The 13,425-nt window shown below is 69.4% G+C and carries 2 protein-coding genes; both read right to left on the bottom strand.

Features of this window, described 5'->3' with window-relative positions; translation table 11 throughout:
• Window positions 1-54 precede the first annotated feature (54 nt).
• Window positions 55-777, bottom strand: a complete 723-nt coding sequence (locus tag AC07VH_RS00745; protein ID WP_494786421.1) for an RNA polymerase sigma factor — start codon at window positions 775-777, stop codon at window positions 55-57.
• Window positions 774-13,412, bottom strand: a complete 12,639-nt coding sequence (locus AC07VH_RS00740; RefSeq protein WP_494786420.1) for a filamentous hemagglutinin family protein — start codon at window positions 13,410-13,412, stop codon at window positions 774-776. The genes AC07VH_RS00745 and AC07VH_RS00740 overlap by 4 nt, the downstream gene beginning before the upstream one ends.
• Between the last annotated feature and the right edge of the window lie 13 nt (window positions 13,413-13,425).

Raw genomic sequence — 13,425 nt, 5'->3', positions numbered from 1 at the left:
GACTGGCTGGGCGGGCGCATGCAGGCCCGAAGCAGCAGTCTGGCGGCCGGATGCCTAAGCGTCTGTACGCGAACGAACGTTCAGCCTCAAGCTGCGCCGGGTCGTGCCGACGCCGCCCTGCGCCGCGTAGCCCGTGTGGCGGGCGCAGTGGTCGAGCGCCTGGCGCAAGGCCGTATCGACGTTGCGCAACGACATGTCGTGCCGCTCGGCCACTTCCTGGCGGGTCAGCTCGTCCACGCGCAGCGCTTCGAGCACTTGCCGGTGGCGCCGCGGCAGCAGCTCGACGGCTTGCGCCAGGCGGCGCACGTCGTCCTGCAGCTCGGCCAGGCGCTCCGGCCCGGCCGCCGTATCGGCGAGGAAATCGACCAGGCCGGCGGCGCCGTCGCCACCGCCCTCGTCCGCATACAGCCAGGCACGGTTGCGCCGCAGGTTGTCCATGGCCGCATTGCACGCCACGCGAAACACATAGGCGACGGGGCTGTGCGCCAGCGCCGCGCCGTCCCCGGCCGCCAGCGCGCCCAGGCGCAGCCAGGCGTCGTGCAGGCTGTCGCTGGCCAGCTCGGCGCAACCGAGGTGGCGCGCCAGGCGCCGGTGCAGGGCCGCGTAATGGCCCTCCAGCACCGCCTGCAGCCGGGCGCCCTGCCCCGGCACCGGCGTCGGCACGGGCGCCACGTCGTTGGCCGCCTGCAGGCGGGGCCGGATGGCGGGCCGGTAAGGGGCCATCCCCGCCATGCGCAAGGGCAAGGCGTTGGCCATGCCAAGCATGCCGGCCATCATGGCGACAACCTGCTGCGTTCCTGCGCCGTCAGCTGGCGCGTGGCCGATTCCGGCAGCGGGCCCAGGCCCAGCACGCGCACGGCGCTGCGCGGGTTGTAGTCGGCCGCCTCGGTGCGCGCGCCCTCCTGCGGCGCCGCTTGCGCGCTGTCCGGCGGGGCGTCGTTGCCAAAACCCAGCACGCGCACCGTAAACACGGACGGCTGCGCGGCGCGCGTGGCGGCGCGCTCGCGCCGCACCACGTCCTGCGCGGCGGCCGTGGCCTGCGTGGCGGCCGCGCTGGCGTTCGTCATGGCGGCCACGTTGACGGACGCCACCGTCGGCATGCCCTTCGCTTCGCCCTTGACCTGGATGTTCGCCGCGTTCACCACCGTCAGCGCGGCCAGGTTGACGCTGCCCGAGACGCGGATGCCCGCCTCGCCCGCGTCGATGGTGCCCAGCGGCGCCAGCAGGTCGACGTCGCCGGCCGGCACTTCCGCGATCGGCGCCAGCGTGGCGATGCCGGCGCCCGTGCTCGGCACGTCGGACGACAGGGTCACGTTGCCCCAGTTGTCATACACGCGCTTGGGCGGCGTGTAGATGATGGTCGACTTCGAACCGCGGCCCGCGTTGATGTCGCCCTGCGACGACCAGCCGAGGATATCGCCGCCGAACGTCGTCATGACGCGGCTCTGGCCCAGCAGGATGCTGCCGTGCGAGAACAGCTCGATATTGCCGCCGCCCTTGGTGATGACGCCCGAGGTCGACGGCGGCGCCTCGCCCTCGATGCCGAACACCTGCTTGCCGCCCGGCGTCAGCAGCTGGATGCCGCCGCCGAAGTTGGTGTGCACGTAACCGCTGCGGGGGAAATAGTCCCAGCGCTGCTCGCCATCATTGCGCACCGCGTACAGGCCGCGATACATGACGATGTCGCCCGCATAATCGATGGCCTTGCCGCTGGCGTCCTTGGCCGGCGCCAGGGCCGCGATGGCATTGCGGCTGCGCAGGAAGCTGCCGTAGCGGGCGCTGTCCGCATCGTTGAACTCGCGCCCGCCCGCCTTCAGCTCCGCGAAATACACGTCGCGGGCAAAGACGCGCTGCTGCGGCTCGGGCAAGGCCAGATAAAAGGCCTGCGCCTCGGCGGCCGTGCCCTTGAAAGCATAACGCTCGGCCAGCCAGGTGGCCAGTTCGCCCTCGTACGATTTCACCACCTTGCCAGCCTGGCCAGCCAGCGGCACGCCCGTCTGGGCCACGTTGGCCGGGTCCAGATACGGCTTGACGAAGCGCAGGTAGTCGAGACCGGCCGCGCCCACGCCCGCCTGCATGGCGATGCCGGCGCCCGGGCGTTTGTCTCCGGCGACGACGGGACCGAGGCTGACGACGCTGCCCTTGTCCTGCATCAATATGTTGCGTCCGGCGCTGATGTCGAGCGTGCCGGGGCCGGCCACGTTGAAGGAGCTGTTCAGGATATCGCGCCCGGCCGAAACCACGGAGACGTCAAACGCATTGTTGTGCACGAACAGGTTGCTGATATTCCTGAAGCTCATGTCGCTGTTGCTGGCGCTGCCGTTACTGGCTTCCAGCTGCGCCGTGCCGCTGCCGACGATATCGCGGCCCGCCTTCATCCACACGGGTTGGCCACCCTCATACCAAGTGATGCCCGCATGCCTGGCGTCATGAAACGCGAGGATACGCCCGCTGTTTACGCCCACCAGGTCGCCCGTGACGGCATAGATGCGGGCCGTCTGCGTGCCGCTGTTGGCGGGGCCGGCCGAGGAATCGGGACCGAAGGCAAACAGCGGGAAGTTCCATTTCGCCGCTGGCGTCCCCGTGCTCGAGACATTCGTGGCCAGGGGATTGGTCTCATTCGGCCGGATATCCCAGCCCGTGAAGCCTGGCTTGAACGGCGTCGCCATGCTGTCGGCGGCGGCGCCGGACTGGCTGACGGCAAAACCGCCCGCGTAGATGGAATCGCCAGCCAGCCATTGCAGCTGGGCATTGGGAGACGGCGCCAGCAGCAGCGGCGGGCCATACGCGGATGCAGCACCCCAATCCGTGATGGTCTTGCCGTAGTACAAGCTGCCATTTGCGGCCGCGGCCCGCACGATGGACGGATAGACGGTGGCCAGATCGGTATCCGTGCCGACGGACGCCGACAGCGGCGTCATGTTGCCGCCGGCGGAGTAGAGGTCGAGCGCCGTGCGCGGCGTCCACAGGCTGAACCAGCTGTAGCCGTAGCCCTGCTCACCGGCCGCGCCGGTGAACGGCGTGGCATTGAACGCGGTCACGCGGCCGGGATCGGCCACATCCTGCAGCACCAGGTCGCCCAGCGTCGCCACGCTGAACGTGGCGTCACCTGGCACCAGGGTCATGCCGCCCCGGGCCGTGGCGCGCGTGGCGCGGAAGGCATCGTAGGCGCGCGTTTCCAGCGGCACGTGATCGGTGGAGCGCGTGCCGTATTCCAGTTCCACGCTGCCCAGCTGCGCGGCCGACGTTTCCGCATGGCCACGCAAGTCGACCAGCGCGCCGTTCAGGTGGTTGCCACCGGCCTTGCCGGCGGGATTCAGGGCGCCGCCCACGCGCAGCTCCAGGTCGCCGCCGCCCGTCTGCAGCAGGCTACCATCGGCCAGCACGCGTCCCGTGCCGCCCACGGCCAGCAGCAAACCCTGCGAACGCGGGTTGATGCTGCCGTTATACGAACTGCCCGTCAGCGGGGCCAGCGCGCCCGCGTCGCCCGCCACCTCGGCGCGCACATTGCCGCCGCCCAAGGTGCCGAAGCCTGTAAAGCCCAGCACGGTATCGGCCAGCGTACCGCGGCCCACATAGCTGCCGAAATTGATCCACCACGCTGTCGGCTGGGGCGCGCCGCCCGTGGCCACGCCGCCGCTGCCCTGGCGCCACAGCCAGTTGCCCACTGCCACCGAATCGGCCATACCATCCACGGGAACGGGACGCAGGTTGATGGAACTGGCCGCGTCGATCAGCGAGCCGCTCAGGTCGCCCGCTACCTTCAGCAGCAGATTGCCCCCCTGCTCCGGATACCAGGCGCGGTAGATGCTGTCGGCGCCGCCGTCGACCAGGCGTTCATGCGCGCCGTCGGAGTTGCCCAGCACCTTGCCGTCGGCATTGCGCGCACGCGGCAGGTTGTACGGGTCGCCGGCCGCCGTCGGCGCGGACGACATGCCGGCCGTGTACACGCCATACAGGCTGTCCATGCGCAGGCTGCCGCCGCTGACCAGGTCCAGGTCGCCCGTGCCCGTGCGCAGCACGCTGTAGCGCAGGCTGCTCGCCTTGTAGTCAAACGTGGGGTTCGACGTGCCGCACCAGGTGGGGTTTTCCTCGCAAATGGTCGGCCACTGCAGCGCCACAGGGTCGAGCAGGTCGCCCGCCTTGACGCTCGGGTCGGCGAACTCTTCCGCGCCTGCCTTGGTCCACACATAGGCCACCTTCAACACGCACATGCTCGGGTCGCCGGCGCAAAATTCCGCCACAGTCTGACCGAACTGGCTGATGAATTCCTCGGTGATGGGTTCGCCCGCCACGATGCCGACGATGCCTTCCCGCTCGCCCAGCTCCTGCGCTTCCTTGGTCCAGTACTGAACGCCCTTCGGCGGGATCAGGATGCCGTACATGCCGTAGTGGCTGTCGGCCAGGCGCAGGGTGCCGTGGCTTGGGTGCGCCTGCACGCCGCGCGTGTCGGCCCCGTCCAGGTCGGCGCCGGCCACCAGGCGCATGCCCCACGCTTGCGAGCCTTCGGCCAGCATGGGCGCGACGGCCCACAGCTTGCCCTGGCTGCCCGCCACGTCCGGACGCAGCTGGATTGAATCCACATTGGGCATCAGCTTGACGTCGGTGCCGGACGGGATCAGCGACCCCACGGCCAGCGCCAGGTTGCCATTCAGTGCAAACACCGAGCGTTCGCCCGCCACGCCAGGCAGTGGCACGCCCTTGGGCCAGGTCATGGCGCGCACCATCACCGATTGCTTCAGTACGCTGCCCGCGTCGAGGCGCATGCCGGCTGTCAAGGTCTGCGCCGTGGCCAGCACGGTGCCGGCCGCGTGGACGATATTGCCGGCGCCGTCGCGCACGGCGGCCGCCAGCACCGTGCCGGCCGGCACGGTGACGGCCTGGTCCAGCGTCGCGGCCACGGGCAGGCGCGTGTCGGCGAGCAGATTGAAACCCTTGACGGGCAAGTCGTAGTTAAGCGCGATGCCTCCCGGGAACAAGGTGCCATCGGCCACGGTCACGCCCTTGCCCGGCACGATGACGTCGCTGCCGTTGATGTCGCGCCCCGGCAGCAAGATCCAGCCCTTGTCATCCTGGGTGGCGGGCGGCGGCGCGAAGCCGTCGTTGATGCTGCCATAGATGCTCAAATCGCCGCCGGCGCGCAGCAGCAGGCTGCCCACCTCGCCCGAACCGCGCACATTTGTTGCGTGAAAGCGCGGGTTCAGGCTGGCGTAGCGCATGCCCGACAGATCCAGGTCGCCCCGCACCACCAGGTCGCCGTCTGGCGTCTTGCTGACGATATCGACGCCGGGACGCAAGTGCAGCGCATCGGCATACGCGGCCGTGTTCAAGCCCGCCAGCTTGATGTTGCGCAAGTTCGTGTTGGCCAGCGCCGCGTCGATGAAAGCCGTGCTGTCCGCATGCTTGCTGTCGAGATATGCCTGGTCGATCACCTGGTAGGGGCGGCCGCTGGCCGACAGATCCGTGGCGTAGGCCGCATCGTCATAGCGCTGCATGGCGTTGACGGCGATCGATTTCGCGCCGCGTATCGTCAAACCGCCGCCGGCCGCAATGGCGATGTCGCCGAAGGTGGCCGCATCAATATCCGTGCGAACGCCGCCGCTGCCCAGGCGCGGCGCGCTCAATTCCACGGTGCCGCGCGCGGCGCCGTCGTGTTCGCCCTTGCCCTTGCCGGCCACGGCCGTCGTGCCGTGGCGCACGTCGATCTGCGCACCGCCAGCCAGGTCGAGTACGCCTTCGCCCGCGTTCAGTTCCACCGTGGCCCGGTTCGGGCTGTCGATGATCTTGCCATAGCTGTCGACGCGCAAGACCGTGCCATGCGCATCGAGCACGGCATTGCCGGCCAAAGTCAATCCATGCTTGCCGGCCAGGCGGATGCTGCCCACGCGCTCGCCGCTGGCATCGACGGTGCCGGCAACGGACAGCTTGCCGTTGTCGAGGGCCACCTGTACCTCGCCCGCCTTGAGTTCATTGCCGATGGTCAAGTCGCCCTGCTTCAGCTGGAAACTGCGTCCGCCCGTCACGCCGCCTTCATTCAAACGCCCGTTCAGCAACGCAAACTGGCTGTCCGGCGTGCCGCCCGCGCCCAGCGTCTGCGCGCGCACGTCCACGCTGCCCTTCTTGTACGGGACCATGGTGCCGCCCGCGTCGTAGCTGCCGCTGGCGCCGCCCAGTAACTTGCCTTGCAAATCGACCATGCCGGCCGCGCCATCGAGGGCCACGGCCTTCAAGCTGCCGGCGCGGTTGTTCACGGCCGACACGTCGATCACGGCACCGCTAGCTGCGCGGATATCGCCGGCGCGGCTGTCCAGCGTCACGTCGCCGCCCCAGCTGTATTTGTCCACGTCGAAAAAGGTGCTCTTGCGGCCCGCCATGTCGATGCGCGCGCCGTCGGCCACGGTGATGTCGCGCTGGGCGCTGATCGTCAACTTGCCGCTAGGCAACACCACGGCCGTCGCCACGCTCACGCTGTCGCCGTTCAAGGCCAGCTGGGCGCCCAGTCCATCGGTATTCTTGACGGGCGCGGCTGGCGCCGTACCGGCCGGGGCCGCTACCGTCAGCGCGCCGCCCGCCGTGTAGCTGTGGGCGGAACCGGCGTCGCCCGTCAGCAGCGGCGTGCTGATGTTGAGGTTGCCGCCGCTGTACTGGAAACCCTTGCCCGTTTCATACGCGCCCTGCGCCTGGTAGACGGACAGGCTGCCCTTGTGGTTGGCCGTCACCTGGCCCGACGCCTTCAGGTTGACGTTGCCAAAACCCAGCGCCAGGCGGTCGAACGAGGCGACGCCGGCCGGCTGCGTGAACGGGCCGAAGCCGAAATCGATGCGCTGCGCTTCCAGGTTCAGGGTGCCGCTGCCCGTGCCGGCGCCATGCGCGATCACATTGCCGGCCGGCGACAGGGCGCCGCCCCAGATCAGGTTGGCCGTGCGGATGGTCGCCACGGTATCGGCGCCGCCCTGGCCATACATGGCCGGCGTGGTCAGCACCAGGCGCTCCAGCGTGGATTTCCCCGTGCCCTTGTCATAGGTATCGAGCACCACGTCGCCATAGAAATTGACGCTGTCGGCCGCGCTCAGCATCAGCGCCTGCAGGGCCGGCGCGCCCGTGCCGGTATCGCCGCGCAGCAGGCGTTCCAGCACGCCCTGGTTCATGGTCAGGCCGCTGGAACGGGTGCCGTTGGCCTGGGCCGCCGCCAGCGCCTCGCCGCTGCCCATGTTGATGGCGCCCACGGCCAGGCTCAGGTTGCGCGTGCCGTAGCGGGCCGTGTCGTCCAGCGCGAAACTGCCGTTCGTCGACAGCAGCAAGGTGCCTTCCGAGTACAGGCTCGCTGTTCCTTGGTCGGTGCAGGCGTCGTCGCACACGCCGATGCGGATGCCGCCGCGCGCCGTGCCGCTGGCCGGCGCCACGTTGAGCAAGCCGTTCGAGGCCGCCAGCATGTGCACGTCCGCGCGGCCCTTCTTGTAGATGAAGCCGTCGTTGGCGTCATACGCGGCCTTGCCCTTGCCCAGGGTGCTGATGCCGGCACCGGCGGCGATATCGATCAAGCCATCGCCCAGCAGATAACTACTGGGGTCCTGGGCGACGAGGAACACCTCGGGCGCCGACAGGACGGCCCCCGCGCGCAGGTAGATGGCGCGGGCCGAGTTGGCGCCGAAGTTCACGTAGTTGCCAGCCTGGCCATATTCCACCGATGGTGCATTGCCCAGCATCATGCGGGCAGCGCCTATATTGTTCAGGCTGGAGGCGCGCACGCTGACCAGCCCGGCGCCGCTGGTGGCGGGCGCGCCGTCGGCGAGAATTTCAATATCGCCGTTGGCGGTATTGCTCGACATCAGTATCACGGTGCCGCCATAGCCGCCCTCGGCGGCGCCAAATTTACCGGTGCCCTTGAACTGGAAGGTGTCCAGGCCGCCGTCCTGGAGCAGGGTCAGCTTGAGCGTTTTCGCATCGGACGGCAGCAGTGCGCGGGGGATGCCCCGCGTTTGCGCATCGGCCAGCGCGAATGCGGCATAGCCGGTCTCGTTGTACTGGGAATAGCTGCGCAGGACTTTGGCCGGCGTGAGTATCAGCTGGCTGGCCAGCGGCGCGCGGATGTCCGTGCCGGCGATCGACAGGGTGCCCGGCGCGGTCCAGGAACCGTTGCGCAGCGGCTGCGCCAGCGTGCCGGCACCGCCCTGGCCCGCCAGGCCGTTCAGCTCCACGCGGAAAGCACCCGGCAGCAAGGCATAGGTCGACGGCATCAGGGTGTAGGTGCCGGCGGCCAGGCCAGGCACGCCGCTGCCCAGCGTCACCTGCCGGCCGATGGCCGGATCGGACGCCGCCTTTTCTCCGCCGGCGGGCGCCTGCCGCGCCTGCACGCCCGGCACGATGGCGTACACGGGATTCGTTGCCAGGCCCGGCAGGACAAAGCCGCCGTTCGTTCCCACCTGCGCCAGCGGATGGTAGCGCGCGTCGGTCGAGCCGCCGCGCCCGGCGATGAAGCCGGCGCCCGTCAGTTCGCCGCCGCCGGACAGGTCGAGCAGCGCGCCCGGCCGCACGTCCACGGCCGCGCCCGCCAATTCCACGCCGTTGCGCAGGCCGCCCTGCGCATTGATGCCGCCCACGCCCATCAAGGCTGCCGGCTTGCCGTTGACGTTCCAGGTCTGGCCATCGACGGTACCGCCATACGGCATGACGAGGCCGGCGCCGCTGACGGAGGTGATACTACTTGGCAACAAGTTAACGGTCAGGCTCCTGTCGTTGTCATAGCCGGCCGCGCCAACCGCCAAGCGCCCCAGCGGCGCGCGCACGACGCCGCCCTGCTCGATATGCGCGGCCGCCAGTTCCAGCGAGCCGAAGGCGGAATACGGCATGGCCGGCACGTCAGCCGTGCTGCGAGTAATGTTCAGGCTGCGCGTAGGGTCATAGCCAAGCTTGCCGTCGACGATGCCATAGCCGGCGCGCACGGCGGCGCCGGCGCCCGTTTCCGGGTACAGCTGGGCCGCAGCGAGGGTCATGTCGCCCGGCGTGGACAGCACCGTCGTCGCCTGATTGCCATCCCAGCCCAGCGGCGACAGCAGGAAGCGCAGGTCGCCGCGGCTCGTCAAACGCACGTCGTCCGACCGAATGTCGACCAGGCCGCGCACGTCGATCAGGTCGCCAGCTATGCTGACCTGGCCGGCCATCGGCGACTGGCCCGCCGTGCCCGGCGTGACATAGTAGTCGCGTCCTGTCGGCTTGACGCTGGCCAGGCGCACGTACGGCGCCGCGATGCCGACCTTCGCGCCGGGCTTGCTGCCTGGCGCCAGCACGGGCGCGCCATACAGCTGGAAGCTTTGCTGCAGCGTCAGCGACACGTCGCCATCGAAGGAGGCGGCGCCCAGCAGGGCCAGGTTGCCGAAGCCGCCCGCCTCCACTTGCTCCACCGAGTAGCGGCCATGGCCGTACTGCAGCGCCTGCGGCCCGTCCTGCGCCGCATCCCGCGCATGCACGCCGTCGGCCAGGTCGCTGGCAACTTTGTGCTGCGTCAACGCCAACTGGCGCCCCTGCAGCACCTTGTCCGTCGCCAGCGTTTTCAGGTAGACGGGCGTGCCCGTGGCCACGGACAGGCTGCCGCCCGCCGCGCCCGCGCCGCCCGCCTTGGCCAGCAGCTGGCCATCGAGGTACAAACCGTTGTTCGACGCCAGCGCGATGCTGCCGCCCGCGCTGGCCACGTCGACGGCCGCGCCGTTCACGTCCAGCACGGCGTGCGCACCGGAAGCATCCAATACGGCGCCATCGCGCACGACGACGAACAGGCTGGCGGCCGACGTGCTGCCCTGCGCATGGTCGATCTCGCCGCCGACGACGATGCTGCCGCCATCGATCACCTTGCCATAGCGCCGGCCCTGCGCGTCCGTGGCCGTGACGGCGCGCGACGCGACGTCGAGCACGGCGTTTTCGCCTATCCAGATGGAACGGCCATGGCCGGCCGCCTCCACCGCTTCGGAGACGTTCACGTCGACGCCCACGCCGCCGAGGCTGATCTTGCCGCCCCACGCGTTCAGGCGCCCGTCCACCGTCAGCTGGCCCACGCCGGCCAGCTTGATGGACTGGCCCGCATCGACGCTCACCACGGCGCCCTTGCCTATCAGCAGCTCGGCGCTGGCCATGTCAGCCGCGCCGGACTGGATATCGCCCACCTGCAGGGCCAGGCTGGCGCCCTTGCGCTGGGTCAGGGTACCCTTGAGCGCGTTTTCCGTGACCTGTTCCGGCGTCCACAGGGCCAATCTTTCATTGTCCACTACGCGCAGCAAGGGCATGCGCACGTCCACCTGGGTGCCGTCTGCGACCGTCAAGCCTTGCTTGCCGACCAGGCTGTAGCTGGAAAAACCCTGCTCAAAAAAGTCGCCGCCCAAGTGCAGGGCGCCGGCCCCGGGTTTTTCAATGTCGCCAATGACGATCTTGTTCGCCTGCAATTCCAGCTTGCCGCCGCCTTGCACGCCATGGCCGCGCAGCTGCGCGCCCTCGCCCAGCACCAGGTCCGATGTCGTTCCATAACTGGCCAGGGTCACGTTGCCGCCCTTGCCGCCCTGCTGTTTCGCCTGCGACAGGATGGCCGCGCCCGAGCCGGCGTCGATCAGGCTGCCGCTGCCGATGCGCACGTCGCCGTTCGCCCGCAGCGACACACTGCCGCCATTGATATACGGCAGACCGGCGGCGGCCAGCGGATCGCGCAGCACATTGACCAGCAAGCCGCTGGTATCGAGGCTCACGCCATCGGCCAGCACCAGCTTGCCCACGGCCCCGCCCGGGTTGACGAACGTATCGTTCATGCCCAGCGCGCCGACCTGGTTCAGCACATTACCGGCCGCAATGCTGCCGCCATGGCTGCGCAGGCTGGCATTGATGGCCACGTCCTTGCCGAACAGGGTGATGTTGCCGCCGTCGCCCACCTGCAGCGCGCTGTCGACGGTGATCGCGCCTTTCGCGGCGAGGCGGATGGCGCCCAGCCCTTGCTGATTCAGCAAGCCCGTGTCGAGCAGCAGCTTGCCCTGGCGCTCTGAAGCCAGCACGCCTGTCACGTCGAGGCCGGCGGCGATGCCGTCCTGCACGCGCGTCAGGCGCACCTCGTCCATGACGGCCGACAGCGCATGCTGCAGCACGCCCGTGCGCTTGTCGAACATGGGCTGGTACTGGCCGACGATCAGCTGCCCCCGCTGCGCTGCGGCCAGCTGCGACTGCTGGTAGCCGTCGAGCAGGGCCTGCGGCGCCTGGCTCTGGCGCTCGCCCTGGAAGACGTCGCCCGCGATGCCCCCTTCCAGCACGGCCGAACCGGTGGCGACCACCAGCTTGCCCGCGTCGCGGCCCACCGTGTAGCCGTTTTCCAGCCGCTGTTGCGCGGCGATCAATGGATTGGCGTAGAACGCGCTGGCATCCTTGCCCCAGCGCGCATGTTCTTCCTCGTAGCCCTTGTACACGCCCGCGTACGGCAAGTCGGCCGGCGCGCTGCCCGCCTCATGCAGCTTGCCGTCCACGCCTTTGAGCCACGTCTGGCGCAGCGCGCCCGTCTGCACGTCCAGGGTGCCGCCCGACAGGTTGATGCTGGAGCCAAGCTGCGTGACGACATCCTTGCCGCCGAAGCTCACCGTGCCGCCCTGCGCCATCCACTCGCTGACGGAATGGCCCTGCGTGCCCAGGTAGCCGGCCACTTCCAGCAAGCCGCCGGCCGTGTACCAGCGGTCGCTGTCGTAGCCGTTCGTGCCCTTCGGTACGAACACCAGCTTGCGGCGGTCGACCCAGATACTGCTGTTGAGCAAAGCCTTGCCGTCGCGGTTGACGGGCGCGTCGCGCTGCTCGTTGCCCTGCACGTTGATCTCGACATTGTTCGCCGCCATGGCCACCTTGACGCCCACGGCGCCGGAGACGTCGAGCTGGGCGCCGTCGCGCAGCAGGCTGCGGCTGGCGGCGTTGACGGCGATCTGGCCGCCCGTGGCCAGGGTCAGTGAGTCGCCCATGAATTCCACCGTGCCGGCGCTGCCGATCTCGATGCGCGACTGGTCGCGGCGGTCGTTGACGGCAACGATATTTTCCGTCGCCGTCACGGCCGGGCCGCGCATGGCGTCGCGCTGGCTGTCGAGCGCCGTCGTCTTGCCGTCGTCCTCGATGACGATGGCCGTGGTGGCGCCCCGTCCCACGGTGACGGCCGCGTCGCTGCCCAGGGCGTTCAGGTGGATGGTGCCACGCGTGGCTGTCGTCGTCGTGGCCAGCACCACGCCTTCCTGGCGCACGTCGCGTCCGGCCAGCGTGACGTCGCCTTCGCGCGCCTGGATCAGGCCCGTGTTGACGACCTTGCCCGCCGTGCTGCCGGCCGCGAACTGCGGCGTGACTTCGCTGCCGCGCGTGGTCGACAGCGGATTGCCATCCGTGCCCACGCCTTTCTTAATGGTAAAACTGTCGCCGGCGGCCAGCAGGGCCTGGCCCTTGGGCGTGGCGATCTCGCCTGCCTGGTGCACCTCCTTGCCCAGCAGCATCACGTAACCGCCGCCTTCCGTGCTGCCCTTGGGCGCATTGCTGGCAAGGCGCGCGCCCGCCTGCACCTGCACCTTGCCGCCCGCGTCCGTAAAAGTCGTGGCGCCGGCCGTGCCGGGGCTGTAGATGCCGTTTTTCTGGAATTGCGCGTCGCTGATGCGGGCCGCGGCCGCCACCAGGCTGCGCGTGTCGACCTGGCTCGTGCCGCTAAACACGATGCCGTTACGGTTGACCAGCAGCAGCGTGCCGTCGGCCTTGATCTGGCCCTGGATCTGGCTGGGACGGGCTTGCGGATCGTTGACACGGTTCAGCACGGCCCAATCCTTCTGTTGCTGGAACGTCAATGTCGTATCCTTGCCGACGTTAAACGTTTCCCAGTTCAGGATGGCCTTGTCCGCCGTCTGCTGCACCACCACAGCCGTCTTTCCCGCCGCCACCGTCTGCACGGGCGCCTGGGCGTTGAGCCAGCCGGCCGTCAAGCTGTTGGTGTCGACCTGCAAGCCACCTTTCACGAGACCATCGGGTGCGCCAGACACGCCGGCGGCCGCCTGGCGCGCCTGCGCCTGGGCCGCTTGCTGCGCGGCGATGACGCGCGCGGCCAGGTTCAGGTTGTTGAGCGAACGCTGCAACTGCTGATTGGCCTGCTGTTGCTGGCCCTCGGGGCGGCTGCCCAGCGGCAGCGGCTGGCCATTCGGCAGGCGGCCCGAGCTGGCCGCCGTATTCTGGTTCGCCCCCTTGGCCGCGAACCAGCCGCCGCTGAACGCCTGCTGCGCCCGCGCCGGCGTGGTAAATGCGCCCGCCATCAGCATGGTGGTCAGTGCGTAAGCGAGCGGCGTGAGCCGCAAGCGGCTGCCCAGCGTGGAGGACCGCTGCGCGCCCGTGTCGACGGTCGGGACTGGGCGCTGGGCAGTGTGAAGCTTGGTCATGGCAATGGTTTCC

Source organism: Janthinobacterium sp. GW821-FHT03C10 (assembly GCF_059420865.1).
This window is presented reverse-complemented; position numbering and strand designations above follow the sequence as displayed.

Excerpts from the sequence above, each read along its gene's own strand:
- AC07VH_RS00745 (WP_494786421.1), bottom strand. The coding sequence starts at position 777 with ATGATGGCCGGCATGCTTGGCATGGCCAACGCCTTGCCCTTGCGCATG.
- AC07VH_RS00740 (WP_494786420.1), bottom strand. The coding sequence starts at position 13,412 with ATGACCAAGCTTCACACTGCCCAGCGCCCAGTCCCGACCGTCGACACG.